This window comes from Streptomyces sp. NPDC020845, from assembly GCF_044334165.1.
Classification (GTDB): domain Bacteria; phylum Actinomycetota; class Actinomycetes; order Streptomycetales; family Streptomycetaceae; genus Streptomyces.
Genome location: NZ_JBIRSJ010000002.1, coordinates 77,622 through 101,276, shown reverse-complemented (window position 1 = coordinate 101,276; position 23,655 = coordinate 77,622). Strand labels below are relative to the sequence as shown.

21 protein-coding genes are annotated in these 23,655 nt (G+C 71.8%); 12 read left to right on the top strand and 9 right to left on the bottom strand.

What is annotated here, in order from left to right; all coding sequences use genetic code 11:
• Positions 1–3 precede the first annotated feature (3 nt).
• From ACH4U7_RS04400 to ACH4U7_RS04365, 8 genes are all read left to right on the top strand, one after another.
• The gene (locus ACH4U7_RS04400; protein WP_398526533.1) at positions 4–1,437 is read left to right on the top strand and encodes a polysaccharide lyase family 1 protein; all 1,434 of its coding nucleotides are present in this window, start codon (positions 4–6) and stop codon (positions 1,435–1,437) included.
• A gap of 9 nt (positions 1,438–1,446) precedes the next feature.
• Entirely contained in the window at positions 1,447–2,649 is a 1,203-nt protein-coding gene (locus ACH4U7_RS04395; RefSeq protein WP_398526532.1) for a Gfo/Idh/MocA family protein, read from the top strand.
• Positions 2,646–3,527: a PmoA family protein gene (locus ACH4U7_RS04390; protein ID WP_398526531.1), complete on the top strand. Its 882-nt coding sequence runs from the start codon at positions 2,646–2,648 to the stop codon at positions 3,525–3,527. The genes ACH4U7_RS04395 and ACH4U7_RS04390 overlap by 4 nt, the downstream gene beginning before the upstream one ends.
• The gene (locus ACH4U7_RS04385; protein ID WP_398526530.1) at positions 3,524–5,101 is read left to right on the top strand and encodes a glycoside hydrolase 43 family protein; all 1,578 of its coding nucleotides are present in this window, start codon (positions 3,524–3,526) and stop codon (positions 5,099–5,101) included. The genes ACH4U7_RS04390 and ACH4U7_RS04385 overlap by 4 nt, the downstream gene beginning before the upstream one ends.
• 116 nt (positions 5,102–5,217) lie before the next feature.
• Positions 5,218–7,173 (top strand): pectinesterase family protein, encoded by a 1,956-nt coding sequence (locus ACH4U7_RS04380; protein ID WP_398526529.1) that lies wholly within the window; start codon positions 5,218–5,220, stop codon positions 7,171–7,173.
• Between the two features lie 27 nt (positions 7,174–7,200).
• Positions 7,201–8,538: an ABC transporter substrate-binding protein gene (locus ACH4U7_RS04375; RefSeq protein ID WP_398526528.1), complete on the top strand. Its 1,338-nt coding sequence runs from the start codon at positions 7,201–7,203 to the stop codon at positions 8,536–8,538.
• A gap of 119 nt (positions 8,539–8,657) precedes the next feature.
• On the top strand, positions 8,658–9,482 hold the full coding sequence (locus tag ACH4U7_RS04370) for a rhamnogalacturonan acetylesterase (protein WP_398526527.1): 825 nt from the start codon (positions 8,658–8,660) through the stop codon (positions 9,480–9,482).
• Between the two features lie 105 nt (positions 9,483–9,587).
• Positions 9,588–10,904, top strand: coding sequence for a polysaccharide lyase family 1 protein (locus ACH4U7_RS04365; protein ID WP_398526526.1), 1,317 nt, complete (start codon positions 9,588–9,590; stop codon positions 10,902–10,904).
• Positions 10,905–11,205: 301 nt separating this feature from the next.
• Here ACH4U7_RS04365 and ACH4U7_RS04360 read toward each other — a convergent pair whose 3' ends face one another.
• The gene (locus ACH4U7_RS04360) at positions 11,206–12,087 is read right to left on the bottom strand and encodes a class I SAM-dependent methyltransferase (protein WP_398526525.1); all 882 of its coding nucleotides are present in this window, start codon (positions 12,085–12,087) and stop codon (positions 11,206–11,208) included.
• A gap of 314 nt (positions 12,088–12,401) precedes the next feature.
• On the opposite strand from ACH4U7_RS04360, the gene ACH4U7_RS04355 reads away from it, so the two are divergent.
• Both ACH4U7_RS04355 and ACH4U7_RS04350 read left to right on the top strand, forming a co-directional pair.
• Positions 12,402–13,643, top strand: a complete 1,242-nt coding sequence (locus ACH4U7_RS04355) for a right-handed parallel beta-helix repeat-containing protein (RefSeq protein ID WP_398526524.1) — start codon at positions 12,402–12,404, stop codon at positions 13,641–13,643.
• Positions 13,644–13,795: 152 nt separating this feature from the next.
• Positions 13,796–15,241, top strand: a complete 1,446-nt coding sequence (locus ACH4U7_RS04350; RefSeq protein WP_385615399.1) for an NCS2 family permease — start codon at positions 13,796–13,798, stop codon at positions 15,239–15,241.
• A gap of 87 nt (positions 15,242–15,328) precedes the next feature.
• Here ACH4U7_RS04350 and ACH4U7_RS04345 read toward each other — a convergent pair whose 3' ends face one another.
• The 6 genes from ACH4U7_RS04345 to ACH4U7_RS04320 form a co-directional block, all read right to left on the bottom strand.
• Complete coding sequence (locus tag ACH4U7_RS04345; protein WP_398526523.1) at positions 15,329–16,309, bottom strand: aldo/keto reductase; 981 nt, start codon at positions 16,307–16,309, stop codon at positions 15,329–15,331.
• Between the two features lie 59 nt (positions 16,310–16,368).
• Positions 16,369–17,070 carry a response regulator gene (locus ACH4U7_RS04340; RefSeq protein ID WP_398526522.1) on the bottom strand — a complete coding sequence of 234 codons (702 nt, stop codon included), beginning with the start codon at positions 17,068–17,070 and terminating at the stop codon, positions 16,369–16,371.
• Positions 17,067–18,371 (bottom strand): sensor histidine kinase, encoded by a 1,305-nt coding sequence (locus ACH4U7_RS04335; RefSeq protein ID WP_398526521.1) that lies wholly within the window; start codon positions 18,369–18,371, stop codon positions 17,067–17,069. Before ACH4U7_RS04335 ends, ACH4U7_RS04340 begins: the two co-directional genes overlap by 4 nt.
• Positions 18,368–18,643 carry a hypothetical protein gene (locus ACH4U7_RS04330; RefSeq protein ID WP_398526520.1) on the bottom strand — a complete coding sequence of 92 codons (276 nt, stop codon included), beginning with the start codon at positions 18,641–18,643 and terminating at the stop codon, positions 18,368–18,370. Before ACH4U7_RS04330 ends, ACH4U7_RS04335 begins: the two co-directional genes overlap by 4 nt.
• 344 nt (positions 18,644–18,987) lie before the next feature.
• On the bottom strand, positions 18,988–19,335 hold the full coding sequence (locus ACH4U7_RS04325; protein WP_398526519.1) for a hypothetical protein: 348 nt from the start codon (positions 19,333–19,335) through the stop codon (positions 18,988–18,990).
• 98 nt (positions 19,336–19,433) lie between these two features.
• A complete protein-coding gene (locus tag ACH4U7_RS04320; RefSeq protein ID WP_014180692.1) occupies positions 19,434–20,204 on the bottom strand; it encodes an IclR family transcriptional regulator in 771 nt (256 codons plus the stop codon).
• Between the two features lie 131 nt (positions 20,205–20,335).
• On the opposite strand from ACH4U7_RS04320, the gene ACH4U7_RS04315 reads away from it, so the two are divergent.
• Positions 20,336–21,865, top strand: coding sequence for an aldehyde dehydrogenase (NADP(+)) (locus ACH4U7_RS04315; RefSeq protein ID WP_398526518.1), 1,530 nt, complete (start codon positions 20,336–20,338; stop codon positions 21,863–21,865).
• 166 nt (positions 21,866–22,031) lie between these two features.
• Here the strand turns inward: ACH4U7_RS04315 and ACH4U7_RS04310 are convergent, their stop codons facing one another.
• Together ACH4U7_RS04310 and ACH4U7_RS04305 are read right to left on the bottom strand one after the other, a co-directional pair.
• Positions 22,032–22,538, bottom strand: a complete 507-nt coding sequence (locus tag ACH4U7_RS04310; RefSeq protein ID WP_398526517.1) for a fic family toxin-antitoxin system, toxin component — start codon at positions 22,536–22,538, stop codon at positions 22,032–22,034.
• Positions 22,535–22,810, bottom strand: coding sequence for a plasmid mobilization protein (locus ACH4U7_RS04305; RefSeq protein WP_014180695.1), 276 nt, complete (start codon positions 22,808–22,810; stop codon positions 22,535–22,537). Before ACH4U7_RS04305 ends, ACH4U7_RS04310 begins: the two co-directional genes overlap by 4 nt.
• Before the next feature lie 154 nt (positions 22,811–22,964).
• On the opposite strand from ACH4U7_RS04305, the gene ACH4U7_RS04300 reads away from it, so the two are divergent.
• On the top strand, positions 22,965–23,618 hold the full coding sequence (locus ACH4U7_RS04300) for a DsbA family oxidoreductase (RefSeq protein ID WP_398526516.1): 654 nt from the start codon (positions 22,965–22,967) through the stop codon (positions 23,616–23,618).
• Positions 23,619–23,655: the final 37 nt, after the last annotated feature.

Genomic DNA, 23,655 nt, shown 5'->3' with positions numbered 1-23,655 from the left:
AAGATGCGCATGGCGCACCCCCAGGGACGGGGGGTTCCAGCGAAATCGCGCGCGAAGCGCACGGGGTGGACCCGGCTCGGTACGACGGCGCTGGCCGCCGCCGCGCCGGCCGCCGTGCTGATCGCGCTGGCCCTGCCCGCCGGGGCGCAGGCCGAGCCGCCCGCGCCCAGCCACGACTACGGCCGTGGCTCCGCCCCCGCCCCCGGTCGTGACCTCGGCCGAGACCTCGGGCGCGATGTGCTCGGGGCGGACGACGGATGGGCGGCGGAGGGCGCCGGGACCACCGGCGGGGCCGCGGCCGACGACGCGCAGGTGTTCACCGTACGGACCCGGGCGCAGCTGGCCGCCGCGCTGGACGGCGGCAGCCCCGTACCGAAGATCATCTATGTCCGGGGGACCATCGACGCCAACACCGACGCCCAGGGGCGCCCGCTGAGCTGCGCGGACTACGCCACCGACGGCTACACCACCGAGAAGTACCTGACCGCCTACGACCCCCGCACCTGGGGCGGCCAGAAGCCCTCCGGCCCGCAGGAGGAGGCCCGCGCCGCCTCCGCCGCGCGCCAGGCCGAGCGGGTCGAGCTGGCCGTCGGCTCCAACACCACCCTCGTGGGCCTCGGCCGGGACGCCGTCCTCAAGGGCGCGAGCCTCCAGGTCAAGGACGCCGCCAACGTCATCGTCCGCAACCTCGAACTGCGCGACGCCTACGACTGCTTCCCCGTCTGGCAGCCCAACACCGGCGGCCTCGGCGACTGGAAGACCGCGTACGACAACATCTGGCTGCGCGGCGCCAGCCACGTCTGGGTCGACCATGTGACCCTCAGCGACAAGGGACACCCCGACGCCGCCGAGCCCACCTACTTCGGCCGCAACTACCTTCGCCACGACGGGCTGCTGGACATCACCAACGGCTCGGATCTGGTGACCGTCTCCTGGAGCCGGTTCGCCGACCACGACAAGGCGATGCTCATCGGCAACGGCGACAACGTCACCACGGACCGCGGCAAACTGCGGGTCACCCTCCACCACAACAGCTTCAAGGGCGTCGTCCAGCGCGCCCCACGGGTCCGCTTCGGCCAGGTCCACGTCTACAACAACGCCTACGACGTCCCCGGGGGCGCCGACTACCGCTACTCGTGGGGCGTGTCCACCGAGTCGCGGATCTACGCCGAGAACAACGCGTTCACCACGCCCGGCCACATCGAGGCCGCCGACCTGGTCAAGAGCTGGAACGGCAGCGCCCTGCACCAGAGCGGAGCTGAGTTCAACGGCTACCCCGTCGACCTGCTGGCCATCCACAACTCGTACAACTCCGGCAGCGAACGCGACCTGGACCCCGACGTGGGCTGGACCCCCGCCCTGCACGGCCGGATCGACGGCGCCGCGAAGGCGGCCAAGGACGTGGCGCGCGGCGCGGGCGCCGGACGGATCGGCTGAGAGGCGGCCATGGAACCCACCCCCCTCGTACTCGCCGGGGCCCGCGGCCACGGCCGCTGGCACCTGGAGAACATCCGGCGGCTGACCGCCCAGGGCCTGGTCCGGCTCGCCGGAGTCTGCGAACTCACCCCCCTGACCGCCGAAGAGCTCGGCGACGGCCTCGCCGGCCTCGGCACCCCCGCCCCCGAACAGTCCGCCGACCTGGCCGACCTGGTGACCCGTACGGGTGCGCGGATCGCCATCATCTGCACCCCCATCCACACCCACGCCGACCTCGCCCTCGCCGCCGCCGGCCGCGGCGCCCACCTGCTGCTGGAGAAGCCCCCCGCGCCCTCGTACGCCGAGTTCACCCGCATGACCGAGGGCCTGGACAGACTCGGCACCGCCTGTCAGATCGGCTTCCAGTCGCTCGGCTCCCACGCCCTGACCGCGATCCGGAAACTCATCTCCGACGGCGCCATCGGAGAGGTCACCGGCATCGGCGCGGCCGGCGCCTGGGCCCGCGACGAGGGCTACTACACCCGCGCCCCCTGGGCCGGACACCGCTCCCTCGACGGCCGGGACGTCATCGACGGCGTACTCACCAACCCCCTCGCCCACGCCGTCGCCACCGCCCTGCGCATCGACGGCGCCGACCGCGCCGAGGACATCACCTCCATCGAGCTGGAGCTGTTCCGGGCCAACGACATCGAGGCCGACGACACCTCCTGCGTACGGCTGCGCACCGCAGGCAACACCACCACCGGCCGCGCCACCACCGTCACCGTCGCCGCCACGCTCTGCGCCGAGCAGCCCGGCGAGCCGTACGTCCTGATCCACGGCGACCGCGGCCGGATCACCTTCTGGTACAAGCTCGACCGGGTGCTCCTGGAGCGCCCGGGACACGAGCCGGAGACCACCGACCACCCCAGGACCGACCTCCTGGAGAACCTGGTCGCGCATCTGCGCGACGGCACCGAACTGCTCGTCCCCCCACACCGCACCGGCGCGTTCATGCGCGTCGTCGAAGCCATCCGCACCGCCCCCGATCCGGTCCGGCTCCCCGCGGACGCCTGGCGCACCGAGCCGGGCATCGGCGCGGCGCCCTCGGCGAAGCGCCGCGTCGTACCGGGCATCGACCGCCTGGTCGCCGCCGGCGCGGAACGCCTCGCCCTCTACTCGGAACTGCGCGCCCCCTGGGCCGCACCCCCCGCGGAGGTCCCCCACACATGAACCGTTCCCTGACCAACCGGCCCCCCTGCACCGTGCTGCGCTGCGACGGACGCCCCGTCGGCACCTACACCCACCGCCCGCAGCTCCCCGACACCCTCTCCCCCCGCCCGTATCTGCACCCCGTACGGACCCTGGGCGGCATCACCGTCACCGAGTCGCGCCCCGCCGACCACCCGCACCACCTGGGCGTCGGCGTGGCCGTCCCGGACCTGGCCGGGCGCAACTTCTGGGGCGGCCGCACCTATGTGCGCGGCCAGGGCCCCACCGAACTGGACAACCACGGCTCGCAGCGCCACCTGGGCTGGTTGCTGCGCGACCCGGACGGCTTCGTGCAGGAGCTGTCCTGGGTCGCGGGCGGGCGGCAGATCCTGCTGGAGCGGCGCACGGTCGCGGTGCGCGCCCTCTCGCACGGCGCCGACGGCTGCTGGGCGCTCGACTTCACCACCGCCCTCACCAATGTGACCGGGGAGACCGTCACCATCGGCAGCCCGGCCACCAACGGCCGCCCCGGCGCGGGCTACGGCGGCTTCTTCTGGCGCGCGCCGCGCCGCGCCGAGCCGCCGCGGGTCTTCAGCGCGGACGGCGAGGGCGAGGCCGCGGTGCACGGCAGACCCTCGGACTGGCTGGCGCTCGCGGCCGAGGACTGGACCCTGGTGTTCGCCGGGGCGACCGGCGACACCCGCGCCGACCCCTGGTTCGTCCGCACCTGCGACTACCCGGGCGTCGGCTCGGCCCTCGCCTGGGACCGGCGGCTGGCCATCGCCCCCGCCGACACCGTCACCCGGCGCATCGTCACCGCGGTCGCCGACGGCCGCCTGGACCGCCAGACGGCGGCCCGGATCGGGGCGCAGCTGTCCGACAAGGGAGCGACCGTATGAGCCCATCCGCGAACACGTCGGCGAACACGTCGGCGAACGGGCCGGTGTGGCGGGCCGACCAGGGCGACGGCACGTACCGCAACCCCGTGCTGAACGCCGACTGGTCGGACCCGGACGCCATCCGGGTCGGCGACGACTACTACCTCACCGCCTCCAGCTTCGGCCGCGCCCCCGGCCTGCCGATCCTGCACTCCCGCGACCTGGTCAACTGGCGGCTCATCGGGCACGCCCTGGAACGCCTCCAACCCGAGGAGGCGTTCGCCGCCCCACGGCACGACTGCGGGGTGTGGGCACCCAGCATCCGCCACCACGACGACCGCTTCTGGATCTTCTGGGGCGACCCCGACACGGGCATCTACCAGATCAACGCCCCCGACCCGCGCGGCCCATGGACCAGGCCACATCTGCTCAAGGGCGGCAAGGGCCTGATCGACCCCTGCCCGCTGTGGGACGAGGACGGCGCGGCCTACCTGGTCCACGCCTGGGCCAAATCCCGTGCCGGGGTCAAGAACCGGCTCACCGGCCACCGGATGAGCCCCGACGGCACGGCACTGCTGGACGAGGGCACACTGATCGTCGACGCGGACGCCATCCCCGGCTGGTTCACCCTCGAAGGGCCGAAGCTCTACCAGCGGGACGGCTGGTTCTGGATCCTCGCCCCGGCGGGGAGCGTGGAGACCGGCTGGCAGGGCGCGCTGCGCTCGCGTGACTTCTTCGGCCCGTACGAACACCGCACCGTCCTCGCCCAGGGCCGTACCGACATCAACGGCCCGCACCAGGGGGCCTGGGTGGACACGCCGGCGGGCGAGGACTGGTTCCTCCACTTCCAGCAGCGCGGCGCGTACGGGCGCGTGGTGCACCTCCAGCCCATGGAGTGGGCCGAGGACGGCTGGCCCGTGATGGGCGACCGCGGTGAGCCCGTCGCCACGTACCGCAAACCCAAAGCGGATCCGCAGCCCCCCGAGGCCCCGGCGACCGACGACGGCTTCCCGGGCGGGCGGTACGGCCGCCAGTGGTCGTGGACGGCCAACCCGGCCCCGGGCTGGACCACCGCCCACAGCGGCGACGGCCTGTGGCTGACCTGCCACCGCACCGCGGACGCGGACGACCTGCGGCGGCTGCCGAACGTGCTGGTGCAGCGGCTGCCCGCGGAGGAGTTCACGGTGACGGTCGAGCTGTCCCTGCACAGCGAGGTGCCGGGCGCCAAGGCCGGACTCGCCCTCCTGGGCGACGCGTTCGGCTGGATCGGCCTGGAGCGTACGGCGAACGGAACCCGCCTCGTCCACCGCTTCGCCGACGTCGCCACCGAACGCGAACGTGACGCCGAACCCCCACGCGACGCCCCTGACGGCCGGGCCCAGCTCCGGATCGAGGTCGCCCGCGGGGCCCGCTGCCGCTTCCTGACCAACACGGGCACGGCCAACGACTGGCACCCCTCCGGCCCCGTCTTCGCCGCCACCCCCTGGCGCTGGGTGGGCGCCCTCCTCGGTCTCTTCGCCACAGCCCCCAAGGGCCAGGGAACACCGGGCCACGCCGAGTTCAAAAACTTCCATACGGAAGGAACAGCCTCATGAGGTTGTGGGCAATCGTCCCGCAGAGGGGGCACCTCCCAGCGGTAGCTGGGGGAGGGACGGGTGGGCACAACCCCACCCGCAGACGGCCACGCACAGCAAGAACAACGGCGCGACCCTTGGGACCCACTGCCGTACTGCTGGCCACACTCCTGACGCTACTACCAGCGTTCCAGGCCCCCACAGCGCAAGCACAAGACAAAACGCAAGCCACAACCAAAACCTGGCCCGACAAACCCGACGGCTTCGCCGCCACCGCAGGCGGCACAACAGGCGGCGCCGGCGGCGAAGTAGTAACCGTCCGCACCCAGCAAGACCTCACCACCTACGCCGCCTCCCCCGACCCCTACATCATCCGCATCGCAGGCTCCATCGACGTATCCCCCTTCGGCTCCGACATCATCGTCGCCTCCAACAAGACCCTCATCGGCGTGGGCACCACCGGGGAGATCGTCCACGGCGAGCTCCACCTCAACCCCGGCACCCACAACGTCATCATCCGGAACCTCACCATCCGGGACAGCTACGTCGAGGGCGACTGGGACGGCAAGACCCAGGACTTCGACGCGATCCAGATGGACACCGTCCACCACGTGTGGATCGACCACAACACGCTCACCCACATGGGCGATGGACTGCTCGACATCCGCAAGGACAGCGACTACATCACGGTCTCCTGGAACGTCTTCAAGAACCACAACAAGGCGTTCGGCCTCGGCTGGACCGACAACGTGACCACGAACATCACCGTGCACCACAACTGGTTCACCGGTATCAAGCAGCGCAGCCCGTCCATCGACAACGCCGCCCACGCCCACCTCTACAACAACTACCTGTCCGCCCAGTACCGGGACGAGGACCCGGTGTGGACGTACGGCAACTGGTCCCGCGGCCGGACCAAGATGGTGATCGAGAACAGCTACTACGACGGGATACGCAACCCCTACCAGGCCGACGAGACCGCCGAGCTGGTCCAGCGCGGCAGCATCGCCCGCGACACCACGGGCCGCCACGACACCCGGGGCACCGCCTTCGACCCGCGCGACTTCTACCCGTACCGGCTCGACCCGGCCGCCGCCGTGCCCGCCCTGGTGAAGAAGTTCTCCGGACCGCGGAACAGCCTCGGCACCGACACCGTGCTGCGCGTCGCGGCCGACGGCTCCGGCGACTTCGGTACCGTCCAGGCCGCCGTCAACGCCGTACCGTCGGGCAACGACGGCCGGATCACGATCGCCATCGCGCCCGGCACCTACCGCGAGCAGGTCCGCGTCCCGGCCGACAGACCGCACCTCACCTTCCTGGGCACCGGACGGGACCGCGGCGACACCGTCATCGTCCACGACACCCCCGCCGAGTACGGCGGCTCCACCGGCAGCGCCACCGTCCTGATCGCCGCGAGCGATGTGACCGCCCGCCACCTCACCTTCGTCAACGACTTCGACGAGGCCGCCCACGACCTCAAGGGCGAGCAGGCGCTGGCCATGAAGACGACCGGCGACCGGATCGTCTTCACGGACACGGCCTTCAAGGGCAACCAGGACACCCTGATGACCGACAGCCCCAAGCTGACCACCGTCAGCCGCGTCTACCTCCGCGACGCGTACATCGAGGGGGACGTCGACTTCATCTACGGGCGCGCCACCACCGTCATCGAGCGCTCCACCATCAAGGCGCTCAGCCGCGGCAGCGACAGCAACAACGGCTACATCACCGCCGCGAGCACCTGGAAGGGCAATCCGTACGGCTTTCTCATCACCCGGAGCCGGATCGTCAGCGACGCGCCCGACCAGACCTTCCACCTCGGCCGCCCCTGGCACCCCGGCGGTGAGCCGGACGCCATCGCCCAGGTGCTGATCCGCGACACCTGGCTGCCCGCCGCGATCAAGTCCTCTCCGTGGACGGACATGGGCGGATTTCCGTGGCAGGAAGCCCGTTTCAGCGAGTACCGCAACACCGGACCGGGGGCCGCCCCGTCCGCCGACCGACCGCGGATGACGGACGCCGACGCCGCGGACCACGAGGTGGCCGACTACCTCGCGGGCAGCGACGGCTGGGCACCCCAGACTCACCGCTAGGAGATGCGCACCATGCGAATGAACCCGATGAGAAAGCACCCGATACCAGCCGTACGCGGCGTCGCCGCCGTGGCCGTGACGCTCGCCCTCGCCCTTTCCGCCACCGCGTGCGGGGACGACGGGTCGAGCTCCGGGTCGGAGGGGTCCGGCAAGGGCAAGATCGTCTTCTGGGACAACAACGGCGGCCCGCGCACCGCGATCTGGAAGCAGATCATCGCCAAGTTCGAGAAGAAGTACCCGGACATCGAGGTCGAGTACGTGCCGATCCCGATCGCCGACGTCCAGTCGAAGTACAGCACGGCCATCCAGGGCGGCAACGACAGCCTGCCCGACGTGGGCGGCGTGGGCACGGCGTACTTGGCCAACCTCGTCGTCCAGGGCGCCCTGGAGCCGGTCGGCGACCGCATCCAGGACAGCTCGCTCAAGGGCAAGCTCGTCAAGAACATGGTGGACAGCGTCCGCGCGGCCGGTGGCGACGACAAGGAGATGTTCTCCGTCCCGACCTCGGCCAACCAGGGCACCCTGTGGTACCGGACCGATCTGTTCAAGGCGAAGAACCTGCCCGCGCCGACCAGCTGGGACAACTTCTACAAGGCCGCTGACGAGCTGACCGACCAGGACAAGAACAAGTTCGGCTTCACCCTGCGCGGCGGGGCCGGGTCCATCGCGCAGGCGATGGAGATGATGTACGCCCAGTCCGGGATCGACACCTTCTGGGACGGCGAGAAGACCACCCTCAACGACCCCAAGAACGTGGCGGCGCTGGAGAAGTACGTCGCCCTCTTCAAGAAGGCCACCCCGGAGGCCGACCTGAACAACGACTTCACCAAGATGGTCGCCGAGTTCGACCAGGGTGACATCGGCATGCTGCAGCACAACCTCGGCAGCTACAACGACCATGTGAAGGCGTTCGGCAAGGACAAGATCGCCGGTGTGCCGATGCCGCCGTCCGCCGAGGGGCAGCCGCGCACCATCGTCTCCAACCCGGTCGACGGCCTCGGCCTGTTCAAGGCGAGCAAGAACAAGGCGGCGGCCTGGAAGTTCATCGAGTTCGCGGCCTCCGCGGAGATGAACAGCCTCTGGAACGAGGACGTCGGCGCCATCCCGGCCAATGTCGACGCCGCGAACGACGCCTGGATCCAGCAGGCCCCGCCGACCAAGGCGGCGCTGCAGTCGCTCAGCGACCCGCAGACCAAGGTGGTGCAGCTGCCGTACTACCTGCCGGACTGGAACACCATCAGCAAGGCGGACAACGAGCCGAACTTCCAGAAGGTGCTGCTCGGCAAGATGAGCGCCAAGGATTTCTGCGACAAGGTCGCCAAGGAGCTCAACGCGGCCCAGGCGGACTGGAAAAAGCACAACTGAGGCGCGTAAGCGTCGCGGGCCGGCCGCCGTACGCCGACGGCCGGCCCGCGCCCACCCCCCACTCCCGTGCACCCCTGAATCCGTGAACCCGTGACCCGGACGAAAGGCATTCGCACGCCATGGCACTCTCCCGCAGACACGCGGCGGCGTCGCTCGCCGCCGTCCCGCTCGCCCTCGCCGCGACCGGCACCGCCCAGGCCCGCTCCGGTGGGCGCGGCAGGCCCCGCGCCGAGGTGACCGTCTACCTCGCGGGCGACTCCACCGCCGCCACGAAGGCCGCCTCGGCGGCCCCGGAGACCGGCTGGGGGATGGCCCTGCCCTTCTTCCTCGCCGACCGGCTGCGGGTGGCCAACCACGCCGTCAACGGCCGCAGCTCGAAGAGCTTCTACGACGAGGGGCGGCTGGCGGCGATCCTGACCGCCATCCGGCCCGGCGACTTCCTGTTCATCCAGTTCGGCCACAACGACGAGAAGACCGACGACCCGGCCCGGGGCACCGATCCGGCCACCACCTATCCGCAGTATCTGCGGCTGTACGTGGACGGGGCGCGCGACCGCGGCGCCCGCCCGGTGCTGCTGACCTCCGTCGAGCGCCGTAAGTTCGACGCGGCGGGCACCGCCCAGCCCACGCACGGCGCCTACCCCGACGCGGTGCGCTCCCTCGCCCGGGCCGAAGGGGTGCCGCTGATCGACGTACAGGCGTCGAGCATCGCCCTGTGGCAGCGGCTCGGGCCCGAGGGCACCAAGGGCTGCTTCAACTGGCTCGACCCGGGGGAGTCGCCCAACTACCCAAACGGCAAGCAGGACAACACCCACTTCCAGCCGCACGGCGCGATCGAGGTGGCCCGCCTGGTGGCGCGCGAGCTCAGGGCCAAGGGCGTGCTGGCCCCGTCCGACGTACGCCGCCTGGACGAGGCGATCCCGGACAGCTGGATCACCTGGTAGCGCCCCGCGCCCCGCGCCCCGTCACCGTCCCTTCCCCGTACGCCCGTACGCCCCGTATGCCCCGTAAGCCCCGCACGCCTCCACACGTTCGCAAGGAGCCGGACCATGCGCACTCCCAGATGTCATGCCCGCGTCGCCTCGCTCGCCTCGGTGCTCTGCTGCGCCGCCCTCGTACTCGCCGCCGGACCCGCCACGGCAGCCCCCGCAGCCCCCACGGCGCCCGTACGCGGCACCCTCCCGGCGGGCGACGGCTGGGCCTCCGCCGACGGCGGTACGACCGGCGGCGCCAAGGCCGACAAGGCCCACACCTTCACCGTCACCAACCGGGCCCAGCTCGCCAAGGCACTCGACGGCTCCGACGGCAGCCCGCGCATCATCTACGTCAAGGGCACCATCGACGCCAACACCGACGCCGCGGGCAAGCCGCTGAGCTGCGCCGACTACGCCACCGACGGCTACAGGCTGGACGCCTACCTCACCGCGTACGACCCGGCCACCTGGGGCGACGCCCAGCCGTCCGGCCCCCAGGAGGACGCCCGCGCCGCCTCCGCCGCGCTCCAGGCGAAGCGCGTCAAGCTGGCCGTCCCCTCACACACCACCATCGTCGGCGTCGGCCGGGACGCCCGGCTGCTGGGCGCCAGCCTCCAGGTCACCGGCGCGGACAACGTCATCGTCCGCAACCTCACCTTCGAGGACGCCTTCGACTGCTTCCCCGCCTGGGACCCGACCGACGGCGCGGACGGCGCCTGGAACTCCGAGTACGACAACCTCGTCGTCTACGGCTCCACCCATGTCTGGGTCGACCACAACACCTTCACCGACGGCCGCCGCCCCGACAGCGCCCAGCCCCGCTACTACGGCCAGCTCTACCAGCAGCACGACGGCGAACTGGACGTGGTGCGCGGCGCCGACCTCGTCACCGCCTCCTGGAACCTCTTCGCCGACCACGACAAGACGCTGATGATCGGCAACAGCGACAGCGCGAGCGCCACCGACCGCGGCAAGCTCCGCGTCACCCTCCACCACAACGTCTTCAAGAACATCGTCGAACGCGCCCCGCGGGTCCGCTTCGGCAAGGTCGACGTCTACAACAACCACTACATCGCCCCCGCCGCGGGCTACGCCTACAGCTGGGGTGTCGGCGTCGAGTCCCAGCTGTACGCCGAGGCCAACGCCTTCACGCTGCCCGGCGCGGTCGACCCCGCCAAGGTCATCAAGAAGTGGAAGGGCACGGCGCTCACCGAGAAGAACAACTACGTGGGCGGCAAGCCCGCCGGTCTCCTCGCTGCCCACAACGCGGGCGTCCCCGACGAGCAGTTGGGCGATGACGCGGGCTGGACGCCGACGCTGCGCACCCGCGTGGACGCGCCGGGCGCGGTGCCCGGCATCGTCGACGGACGCGCGGGCGCGGGCCGCCTCTGACAGCCGCCACCCCCCAAGCGGGGAGGCCGGGCGATACCTGGCCCCGCCCGGCCTCCCCTCGGCCCGCCGGCGTGCCGGCGGCCCCTGTCCGAGCGACCGTCTCGCGCCCGCGACATCGGCTACCGCGCCCCGGCCGGGTCGCCTCAACCCACCGCGCTGCGCCCTGGCCGGGTCGCCTCAACCCGGTGGCCCTGACCGCCGCGCCCCGGTCGCGCTCTTCCGACCACCGCGGGAGGTGCCCGGCGGCAGCCGGGGCGGCCGGCCTGGCGTCGGGGGCCCGGGAAGAGTGCCCGGACAGGTCCTAACCGGCGGTCGCGACGCGGAGGACGTGTGCCGTCGAGCGGCGTCTGCCCTCGGCCGGGGCTCGGCCGGCGCTCCCGTCGGCGCGCTCGCCGGCGTAACGGGCCAGGAGCCGGACCGCGTCCAGGTCCTCCACCGCCGCGAAGCCCGCCTCCCGCAGGTCCGCGGCCAGTTCCTCGGGTGCGAAGTAGCTCAGGAAGGGCTCGCCGAGCGCGGCCACGCGTGCCGCGCGGGTGTGGTGGACGGCGCGGACGCGCGGTGTCATGGCGCTCGGCGGCTCGCTGTAGTCGAAGACGGCCTCCGCGCCGCCGGGCAGGCCCGCGAGGTGGCCGAGCGTGCCGAACACCGCCTCGCGGGTCAGATACGGCACCACGCCCAGCCAGCTGAAGAACGCCGGTCGCGCCGGGTCGAATCCGGCCGCCGCCAGGCCGTCGCCCAGGCTCTCCCGTTCGAAGTCGACCGGTGCGAAGGTCAGCGACGGCGGCAGCGGGATGCCGGCGCTGGACAGGCGCTCGCGCTTCCACTCCTGGGTGGCCGGGTGGTCCACCTCGAAGACCGCGAGACCGGCGGCCTCATGCGGATTGCGGTAGGCGAAGGTGTCAAGACCGGCGCCCAGGACCACGAGTTGGCGTACGCCGCGCGTGACGGCGGCGGCCAGATGGTCCTCGGCGAAGCGCGAGCGGGCGGCGATGAACAGCCGGAAGCGCCGGCGTTCGGGCGCGGTGCGGGCCGCGTCGAACTCGCCGAGCAGTTCGTCGGCGTCCGCGCCGAGCATGCGGACGGCCAGCGGATCGTGGAACAGGCGGCCGTGGTCCAGCGTCTGGTGGGCCGCGCGGAGCGTGGCGACCCGCTGGGCGGTGCGGCTGGGGCTGCGCGGCTGCATCTCGGGCCTCCTGGGCCTCGGTCGGGAAGCTAGTTGCCTGAGGCGACTATAGTCGATCTCGCACTCGGCCGCGCACCGCGACCCGGTGCGAGCCGTCCTGTACGCGGTCTGACCGCCTTTGATCGGCGAGGAGGCTTCTCCGGCCACGAAATGATCAAGGTTTGCCCCGGCCTCTCGTGCGACCATCCCGATTTCGTAATCTAAGAATTCGCGAGTGCGCGGCAACCTAAGCTGGGGTTGGCGGCAACTACAGCTTGGAATGGGTCGGACCAGGATCCCTCGGCCCGTTCCCTCGACGCAGAACAGGAGTTGCCATGGGGCTGAGGCGCAAGCGCGGTCGCCACCGCCGCCGGAAGGACCGTACGCTGCCGCTGGGCAGCGCCGTCATCGTGGCATCGGCCGTGGCGGGCGTCTATCTGACGGCGGCGCCCGAAGGCGCGAGCGCGGTGGCGTCGACCGTGTATGTGTCCCCTCAGGGCGACGACGGCGCCTCGGGTTCGCTCGAATCCCCGTACCGCACGCTGGAGAAGGCCTTCTCGGTCGCGAAGGCGGGCACCGTCATCGAGGTGCGCGGCGGCACCTACTACCCCGCCCGGACCCTCAGCAGTTCCGTCGACGGCACCGCCCGGGACCGCGTCGAGCTGCGGCCGTACCGCGCCGAGCAGGTCCGGGTCGACGGCTCGCGGCTCTCCACCGGCTCCTCGCTGCTCTCGCTCCGCGCCGACTTCTGGACCGTCTCGGGCATGGAGTTCCGCAACGCCCCCGGCGGCGGCCTGGTCTGCACCTCCTGTGCGCGCACCGTCTTCGACAACCTCTCCACCCACGGCAACGGCGACACCGGGCTCACTCTGCGCGGCAAGGGCAGCGACAACAACGTCATCCGCAATCTGGACTCGTACGACAACCACGACGACGCCACCGGCGGCAAGCAGGCGGACGGCATATCCGTCACCCACGGCTCCGGCAGCGGCAATGTGATCACCGGAGTCCGGGCGTTCAACAACAGCGACGACGGCGTGGACCTGTGGAGATGGGCCAGCCCGGTCACCATCGAGCACACCTGGGCCTTCGGAAACGGCGAGAACCGCTGGCGCATCCGCGACTTCCGGGGCGACGGCAGCGGCTTCCAGCTCGGCGGCGACGCCCCGGCCCCCTCGCCCGCCCATGTCGTACGGAACTCCGCAGCCTGGGACAACACCCAGTTCGGCTTCTCGGCCAACGGCAACACCGGCGCGATCCGCCTCCGGCGCACCACGGCGTACGGCAACCAGGCCGCCGGCTACTCCTTCGCCGGCTCCCGCGCCCGGCTCGAGCGCAACCTCTCCGTCTCCAACGGCGACACCAACGCCGACGCCGGCCCGGCGGCCGTCTCCCAGGGCAACAACTGGAGCCCCGGCCGGGGCAGCGGCTGGAGCGCCGGAGGGGCGGCCACCCCGCCCTTCGTCACCACCGACCCCGTCACGGCCCTCGGCGCCCGGCGGCAGGACGGCTCGCTGCCCGTCACCAGCTTCCTGGTCGTGGCCGACGGCTCGGAGATCGGCTCGACGATGGAGTGACGCCCGTCGCGGCGCCCACCGCACCGCGCGGCCAGTTGATCTCGGAGCACGGCTTGATCTCGTAACACGGCGAAAACCTGAGCGGTCCGCGTAGTGGGCACAATCCAGTCACCCCGCACGCGTTTGATTCACGCTTAAAGGAGCGCCACGACATGGCAAGACAGGTGACCGACAAGGCACCGGCCCCAACCGCCCCATCCGGCAGTCCACTTGACCGGTTCTTCCGGATATCCGAGCGGGGTTCGACCCTCGGCCGGGAGGTCCGGGGCGGGTTCGCCACCTTCTTCACGATGGCCTACATCCTCGTGCTGAACCCGATCATCCTGGGCAAGGCGGAGGACAAGTTCCACGCTCATCTCGACGGCGCGCAGCTGGTCACCGCGACCGCCCTGGTCGCCTGTGTGATGACGATCCTCATGGGCGTCGGCGGCAATCTGCCGCTCGCGCTCGCCGCGGGCCTCGGGCTCAACGCGGTCGTCGCGTACCAGATCGCCCCGCAGATGAGCTGGCCCGACGCCATGGGTCTGGTGGTCCTGGAGGGCCTGATCATCTGTGTGCTGGTGGGCACCGGGCTGCGCGAGGCGGTGATGAACGCGATCCCGCAGCCGCTGAAGCAGGCGATCAGCGTGGGCATCGGCCTGTTCATCGCCTTCATCGGCTTTATCGACGCGGGCTTCGCCACCCGCATCCCGGGCATGGAGGGTTCGGTTCCGGTCCAGCTCGGCGCGACCGGGCGGCTGACCGGCTGGCCGGTGCTGGTCTTCTGTCTCGGGGTGCTGCTGACCATCGCCCTGATGGTGCGCAAGGTCAAGGGCGCGATCCTGATCAGCATCGTCGCCTCGACCGTGGTCGCGGTCATCATCAATGAGATCGCCGACATCAAGCCGCAGGCGTGGGGGCTGACCGTGCCCTCCCTCCCGGACAAGGTCGTCGACACCCCGGACTTCGGCCTGATCGGCTCCTTCAGCCTGTTCGGGGCGTTCGAGCAGGTCGGCGTGGTCACCATCGTCCTGCTGATCTTCACCCTGATCCTGTCCGACTTCTTCGACACCATGGGCACGGTCGTCGGCGTGAGCAACGAGGCCGGGCTGCTGGACAAGGACGGCAACGTGCCCAACCTGGGCCGGGTGCTGCTGATCGACGGGGTGGCGGCGGCCGCGGGCGGTGCGGCGTCCGCCTCGTCCAACACCAGCTATATCGAGTCGGCGGCCGGGGTCGGCGAGGGGGCGCGCACCGGCTTCGCCAGCGTGGTCACCGGCGCGCTGTTCGGGCTCGCCCTCTTCCTGACCCCGCTGGCGACCATGGTGCCCGCCCAGGCCGCCACCCCGGCGCTGATCGCGGTGGGATTCCTGCTGATGAGCCAGGTGCGGCATATCGAGTGGGAGCGCTACGACATCGCCATCCCGGCGTTCCTCACCATTGTCGTCATGCCGTTCACCTACTCCATCACCAACGGGATCGGCGCCGGGTTCATCGCCTATGTGCTGATCAAGGCGGTCCTGGGCAAGGCGCGCGAGGTGCACTGGCTGCTGTGGGGGACGGCGGCGCTGTTCGTCCTCTACTTCGGGATCGACCCGATCGAGCAGCTGCTCACCTGAGCCCGAGCCGGAGCCTGAGCCCGCGCGCGAGCCGGCGCCCGAGCCTCAGCCTGCGCCCGGACCGCTCGCGTCCCATCAGCCGTCCCGTCAGCTGTGACCCATGATGGGGCGCGGGCGGTACGGCGCCTCCAGACGGGCCACTTCCTGCTCGTCGAGCCGCAGCTCGACCGCGGCGACCGCGTCCTCCAGATGGCCGACCTTGGTGGCCCCCACGATCGGCGCGGTCACCGCGGGCCTGCCGAGCAGCCAGGCGAGCGCGATCTGCGCCGGGCTCACCCCGCGCTCCTCGGCCACGGCACGGGTGGCGTCCACGATGTCGAACTCGGCGTCCGCGTACCACCGCTCGACCAGCGTGTCGTCGCCCGCCCGGACCGTGGTCCCGGCCCCGTCCCGGCCGCGGGTCCCCGTGAGCAGCCCGCGCGCCAGCGGGCTCCACGGGATCACCCCCACGCCCTGGTCCAGGCAGAACGGATTCATCTCCCGCTCCTCCTCCCGGTACAGCAGGTTGTAGTGGTTCTGCATCGAGATGAACCGGGTCCAGCCCGCCACCGCCGCCGTGTGCTGGGCCTTGGCGAACTGCCAGGCGAACATGGACGACGCGCCGATATAGCGCGCCTTGCCCGCCCGTACGACGTCGTGCAGCGCCTCCATGGTCTCCTCGATGGGCGTCTCGGGGTCCCACCGGTGGATCTGGTAGAGGTCGACATGGTCGGTGCCAAGACGGCGCAGCGAGGCGTCGATGCTCGCCATGATGTGCTTCCGGGACAGCCCGCGGTCGTTGGGGCCCGGGCCCATCGGCATATAGACCTTGGTGGCCAGCACATAGTCGTCCCGGCTGGTGAAGAGCTCACGCAGCAGCTCGCCCGTGACGTCCTCGCTTCTGCCGTTGGAGTACATATCGGCGGTGTCGAAGAACGTCACGCCGCTCTCGACCGCCCGCCGCACGATCGGCCGTGCCGCGTCGATGTCCAACTGCCACGGGCGGTGCTCGGGGTCGCCGAAGCTCATCATCCCCAGGCAGATCCGCGACACCTTGATCCCGGACTGTCCCAGGCGGGCGTACTCCATGCGTCTCACCTTCCACTTCCGCTTGATCCGTCACAGCAGATCACTTGGGCGCCCGCGTGTCAGCCCGGTTTGACGAAACCGCACTCGTATGCCGCGATGACCGCCTGGGTGCGGTCCCGTACGCCGAGCTTGGCGAGCACCGTGGCCACATGGGTCTTGACCGTGGCCGGGGCGACGGTCAGCCGGTCGGCGATCTCGGCGTTGGACAGCCCGGCGGTCATCAGCCGCAGCACCTCGGCCTCCCGCTCGGAGAGCCGGTCGCGCAGCGCCCGAGCCCGGCCGTCGCGCCCGGTGGCATACGCGGCGGCCAGGGCCCGCACCGCGGCGGGGAACAGGAGTGAGTCGCTGCGCGCCACGAGCCGCACCGCCTGTACCAACTCGTCCGCGCGGGCCCGCTTGAGCAGAAAGCCGCTGGCTCCCGCGCGCAGCGCGTCGTACACATAGCTGTCGTTCTCGAAGGTCGTCACGACGATCACGCGCGGCGGCTCGGGCACGGTCGTAAGGATCCGCTCGGTGGCGCGGATGCCGTCGATCTCGGGCATCCGGACGTCCATCAGCACGATGTCCGGGCGGAGTTCGTGGACCAGCGGGATGGCCTCGGCGCCGGTGCCCGCCTCGCCGACGACCTCCAGGTCCGGCTCGCTGGACAGGATCGCGCGCAGCGCGGTGCGCACCATCCGCTCGTCGTCGGCGAGCACGATACGCAGGGGAGGCAGCGCCGGGGTGGATGCCGCCGGGGCACCCGGTACGAGGGCGCTCACCGGGGCGTCCCCAGGGGGATCCGGACCGTCAGCCGCCAGCCGTCCTCGGAGCCGTCCCCGGTCGGGCCCCAGGTGCAGCTGCCGCGCAGCAGCTCCGTGCGCTCGGCGATTCCGCGCAGGCCACGGCCGCCGGTGCGCTGCCGCCGGGCGGCCCCGCTCACCCGCTCCACCGGGTTCTCCATCGTGATCTCCAACTCCCCATCCTCTGTGGTGCATTCGGTGATCCGCAGCCTCACCGGCACCCGGCCCGCATGGCGCAGCGCGTTGCTGAGCCCTTCCTGCACGATGCGGTACGCCTCGCGGGACACGGCGGGCGGCAGCCGGTCGAGCGGGCCGGGGGCGGACAGTACGACGGTGACGCCCGCCGCGCGGGTCCGGGCCAGCAGCCCGTCCAGGTCGGCGAGGGTGGGGGTGGGCGCCGTACGGTCGCCACCGTTCCCGCTCTCGTCGTCTTCCCGCAGCAGGCCCAGAACGCTGTCGAGTTCGCCCACCGCGTCGCGCGTGGTCTCCTCGATCGCGGCCAGCGCCTGCCGGGCGAACTCCGGGTCCGCGTCGAGGACCTTGCGCGCCGCGCTCGCCTGCAAGGTCACCGCGCTCAGCGCATGCCCGACGGAGTCGTGCAGCTCGCGGGCGAGGCGGTTGCGGGAGGCGAGGCGCGCGGCCCGCTCCTCGGCGGCGGCGAGCCGGTCGGCGGGCGTGGGCCCGAGCAGCGCGGGCGCACAGCGGGCCAGCAGCGCCCCGGCGCCGGCGGCCACCGCGGCCACGGCCGCCAGCAGCAGGATCCCGGCGGCGGGGGCGAGCGCGCGGGCGGAGTCGAAGGCGATCGGCCAGACCAGGCCCCTGGCGTACGACTTGTCGGTGAACGGCAGCGCGACCAGCAGCGCCGCGGCGGGCGGCAGCGCGAGGGTGACCGCGCTGACCAGGCCGCCGAGCGCCAGGTGCAGCCCGTACCACAGGGCGGCGCGGCTGCGCGCGTCCCAGGACGTGGCGGGCCCGGCCGCGAGTTCGGCGGGCTCGGTGAGCCCGCACAGCGAGCGCGCGGCCGTGGCCTCCAGGGGGCGTACGAGCGGGAAGAGCGCGGTCAGTACGGCCGGCGGCAGGGCCAGGGCGTACGTGGCGAGCTGCCACCCCAGCGAGTCGAGGGGCCGGGCGCCCGGGACGACCGCCACCAGGACGACGCCGGTCAGCAGGAAGTACGGCATCAACAGGGCCCCGCCGAGCACCAGATGCACCCAGCGCAGCCGGGCCCGCCGCCCCAGCGCAGCCCGGGCGTACCGCCGCCACCACACCACGGGCGTCATGCCTCCCGGCGCGCCGCGGCGCGTTCGCTGAAGAAGTAGGCGCCGGCCACCAGGACGAGCAACCCGACGATCATCTGCCCAGCGTAGGTCACGCTCATCAGCCCGGTGGGCGCCCTGTCGTCGTCCTGCCCGGCGGTCAGCCCGGCCAGGGTGAGCCAGCCGCCCCAGCAGGCCAGCGCCCCCGACCCGACCCAGGCCAGGGGCAGGCCCCTGGACGATGAAGCCGCCGTAGACGACGCCGACCACGTCGGCCAGGAACATACCCCGCTCACCGCCTTGGTGGGCGGTCTTCGTGAACCGTTCCTCGCGTTGTTGGCCACCGTTGGCCGAACTTCGCATCCGGGATGTTCCGGACTGCCCCGCGAACGGTCTTCGGGGTCAGAGGGCGCGCTGATCCACCTCGGCGATCCGCGTGTTACGGGCCGCAAGGCTGCGCGAAGTCCTCAGCGGGGCTGTCGCCCTCCCGCGGTCCTCGGCTGCAAGCGCCCCGACGGGTAGCTCTCTCGGCACGATCCTCCGGTCGTACACGAGTCACACCTCGCCGATGACAGGCGCTCCGCTGTAACCGACCGCATCAGCATATCACCCACGGAGAGCATCCGATGACCGACAGTGGTCAACGGGGTGTCAACGGTGGCCACCCGAGCGCCCCGGCCGCCAGTTGGGCCGGGAAGCCGGTCATGATCGGCGCGAGCAGGCCACAGGCGCACCAGACGGGCAGCGCCGGCAGCCAGGCCGGGACGCGTCTGCCCCAGGGGCGGGTGAGCAGCAGGGCGAGGACGACGACGGCGGCGTCCATGACGACCGACACGGCGTTGACGGCGATCATCGCGGTCCGCTCGCCCGGCTCGCGCAGCTCACTGCCCTCGGGGATGCCGAGGTGACTCCCCGCGATCCAGGCGGCCTTGAGACCGATGTAGGGGAGGCAGGCGGCGATGGCAACGGCGCGCAGGGCTTCTCTCATGCCCATCAGCCTTCCGGCGGGCCGCCGGCCACGCTTCCTCCCGCGCGACGATCCGCCTCCGCCGCATGGGTGAGGCGTCTCGTCCCCGTACAGGGGGCTCAGAGGCGGCGGGTCGCGAGGGTGAGGCGGTCGCGGGCGTCGAAGAGGGCGTCCTTGATCATCTGCTCATGGGCCGGGGTGAGCCGGGCCACCGGTACCGAGCAGCTGATCGCGTCCCGCGAGGGCGTGCGGTAGGGGATCGCGATGCCGAAGCAGCGCAGCCCCAGCGTGTTCTCCTCGCGGTCCACCGCGTACCCCTGCTCGCGGATGAGGTGCAGCTCCTCGATGAGCTTTTCGCGGTCGGTGATGGTGTGCTCGGTGAGCGCGCCAAGCGTCTCCGGCAGCATCTTGCGCACCTGCTCATCGGAGTAGGTGGCCAGCAGCGCCTTGCCCAGCGAGGTGGAGTGGGCGGGCAGCCGGCGGCCGACGCGGGTGAAGGGGCGCAGATAGTGCTGGGACTGGCGGGTGGCGAGGTAGACCACGTTGGTGCCGTCGAGCCGGGCGAGGTGGATGGTCTCGGTGGTGTCGTCCGAGAGCCGGTCCAGGGTCGGCCGGGCGGCGGCCACGACCTCGTCGCCGTCGATGTACGAGGTGCCGACCAGCAGGGCGCGTACGCCGATGCCGTAACGGGTGCCGGTCGCGTCGGTCTCCACCCAGCCGAGCTCCACCAGGGTGCGCAGCAGCATGTAGAGGGAGGACTTGGGGTAGCCCACGGCTTCCTGGACGGCGGCCAGGCTGTGCATACCTGGTCGGCCGGCGAAGAATTCCAGCAGCTCGACCGTACGGACCGCCGACTTGACCTGGGCCCCACCCGTCTCGGCAGTTGACATCGCCTTGACCCCTTTGTTCGACCAGCCATAGAGTCCCGACAGAGTTCACTATCAGGGACAGCGTTCAGCATATCGAACAACAGCCGAGGTGCGGGACGCAAGCAGCGGCAACACAGCAGGAGGATTCCGCGGTGTCAGCACCAGTGTGGAGCGTCGACCCCCGAACCGGGAAGCAGCGGGAGCAGGTCGCGATCGAAGCCACCGCCGAGGAGATCGACCGCGTGGTGCGTGCGGCCCACGAGGCACGCGGCTCCCTGGCCGACCGTACGGTGCGCGCCGCCTTCCTGCGCACCGCCGCCGACCGCCTCGACGAGGCGAAGGACCAGATCGTCGAGGCGGCCGACGCCGAGACCGCGCTGGGCCCCGTCCGGCTGACGGGCGAGCTCGCCCGCACCACCTACCAGCTGCGGGCCTTCGCCGACATCGTGGACGAGGGCGGCTTCCTCGACGTACGCGTCGACCACGCCGACGCCACCCAGACCCCGCCCTGGCCCGATCTGCGCCGCTACAAGGTGCCGCTCGGCGTCGTCGCCGTCTACGCCGCCAGCAACTTCCCGCTCGCCTTCTCCGTGCCCGGCGGCGACACCGCCAGCGCGCTCGCCGCGGGCTGCCCGGTCGTCGTCAAGGCGCACCCCGACCACCCCGCCACCTCCGAGGTGACCGCCGCCGCGCTGCGCCGCGCCGCCGAGGAGTCCGGGCTGCCCGTGGACGTGGTCTCGGTGGTGCACGGCTTCCAGGCGGGCATCGAGCTGGTCAAGCACCCGCTGATCGCCGCCGCCGGCTTCACCGGCTCGATCCGCGGCGGCCGCGCCCTGTTCGACGCCGCCGCGGCCCGGCCGGTGCCGATCCCCTTCCACGGCGAGCTGGGCAGCCTCAACCCCGTCGTGGTCACCGAGGCCGCGGCGGCCGAGCGCGCCGAGCAGATCGGCGCGGGCCTGGGCGGATCGATGACGCTGGGCATGGGCCAGTTCTGCACCAAGCCCGGCTTTGTGCTGGCCCCGGCGGGCGAGGCGGGCGACCGGCTGGTGAAGTCCCTCACCGACGCGGTCAGCAACAGCGAGGCCGGTGTGCTGCTTGACCACCGGATGCGCGACAACTTCGTCGCCGGGGTCAAGGAGCGGGCCGAGCTCCCCGAGGTGGACGCCCCGGTCACCCCCGGCTCCGGCGGTGAGCACACGGTCAGCGCCGGCTTCCTGACCGTCCCGGCGCGGCTGCTCGCCGAGGAGGGGCAGCACGATGTGCTGCTGGAGGAGTGCTTCGGCCCGGTGACCGTGCTCGCCCGCTACGAGAGCGACGCCGACATCGCGGCCGTGCTCGGACGGCTGCCGGGCAACCTCACCGCCACCGTCCACCTCTCCGAGGCCGAGGGCGAAGGCAGCGAGGGCCGGGCCTCCGAGCTGCTGGCCGAGCTCACCCCGCTCGCCGGCCGCGTCCTGGTCAACGGCTGGCCGACCGGCGTCGCCGTCGCCCCGGCCCAGCACCACGGCGGCCCGTACCCGGCCACCACCTCCACCTCCACCTCGGTCGGCGGCACCGCCATCGAGCGCTGGCTGCGGCCGGTCACCTACCAGGACACCCCGGCCGCGCTGCTGCCGCCGGAGCTGCGCGACGAGAACCCGCTGGGGCTGCCCCGCCGGGTGAACGGGCGCCGGGAGGCCTGACGACACCTGGGCGCGACTGGGGGCAACCAGGGTGCGACGCCGCGGGCGGGACCGGCCGGTCCCGCCCGCGGCTTTGTGTTTACGGGAGCGCGTTTGTGTTTACGGGAGCACGTTTGTGTTTACGGGAGCGGCGGGCCGCGGGGGTGTGTTTGCGGGAGCGGCGGGCTCAGCCGTCGGCCGTCCCGTTCCCCGCTCCGTCCGCTGTTCCATCCGCATCCGTACCCGTACCCGCCTCCGCCGCGCCCTCAGACGTTCCCTCCGCCGTCCCCTCCGACGTCCAGGCGCGCAGCGCGCGGGCGATGTGCCGCAGCGGAACCCCTGGGCCCGCGATATCGCGCATCAGCGCCAGCACCTCGGCGCCCTTGACGTCCTGGGCGACGGACAGGCCGTTTATCGTCAGCACCGCCCGGGTCGCGGCCCATGCGGCGTCGGCCTGGGAGTGTTCCAGCCAGGGATGGCGCAGCAGCGTGTCGAGGACGGCGGCCGCCTTGAGATGGGCGCCCCAGTACACGTCCTGGTTCAGCATGTTCGCGCCGTGCCGGTGGATGGCCGCCAGCGGCACCCCGTAGTCGTCTATCGCGGGCGAACCGGGGATGTCCGCGGTCGCCTGGAGCAGGGTGGGGAAGTCGATGGCAAGCCCTGGAGAACGGGCCGACCGGGCCGACCGGGTCAACAGGCGTCCTTCAGGCGCGTGGCCGGGTCGAACCCCATCTCCCTGCTCGTGCTGCGCGGACGCGCCGCAAGCTCCTCGTTGAGCTCCTTGAACTCGCCCCGCCAGCGCTGGAGCGAATCCCGGAACGCGGCCAGGAAGGCCTCCCGCGTCTCGTCCCGGTCCAGCGCGAGCTGAGCCCGCCCGTACGCCTGGAGCGTCATGCCGACGGCCGCCGCACGGCGCCGGATCTCCTCGTGTTCTTCTTCGGTGAGCCGGAGGATGAGGTTGGCCATGCGGGGAGACAATCACCCCGAATCAGGTGATCGCAATCCCCGTGGGGAATGAACCGGGGCGCCTCGTGGTTGACCCGCCGACACTGTGACACCCCCTCCGGCGCTGCTGCTTCCGCGCACGGCGACCGGCGACTGATCGGAAAAAGCGAGCCCCATGCGTGTAGAGATCTGGTCCGACATCGTCTGTCCCTGGTGCTACATCGGAAAGGCTCGCTTCGAACAGGGCCTGGCCGCCTTCGACCACCGCGACCAGGTCGAGGTGGTGCACCGCTCCTTCGAGCTCGACCCCGACCACCCCAAGGGCGACACCGTGCCGGTGCTCGACATGCTCGCGACCAAGTACCGCGTCCCGCGCGAACAGGCCCAAGCCATGGAGGCCCGGGTCGCGGAGGCCGCCGCCGACGCCGGGCTCGGTTACCGCTCCGACCGCGACCACGGCAACACCTTCGACGTCCACCGGCTGCTGCACCTCGCCAAGGCCCGCGGGCGCCAGGGCGAACTGCTCGACCGGCTCTACGCCGCGAACTTCGCCGAGGAGCGGTCCCTCTTCGACCCCGAGACGCTGCTCTCCACCGCCGCCGAGGCCGGGCTCGACCCCGCTGAGGCCCGTACGGTGCTCGACGACGAGACCGCGTACGCCGAGGACGTGCGGGCCGACGAGAGCGAGGCCGCCGCGCTGGGCGCGAGCGCCGTGCCCTTCTTCGTCCTCGACCGCCGCTTCGGCGTCTCGGGCGGCCAACCGGCTGAGATCTTCACCCAGGCGCTGCGCCAGGCATGGGAAGCGTCGCAGGTCAGCGGGGACAAGTAAGGACTGCTTGGGGGTACGCGTCAGATGTTGGCGATGG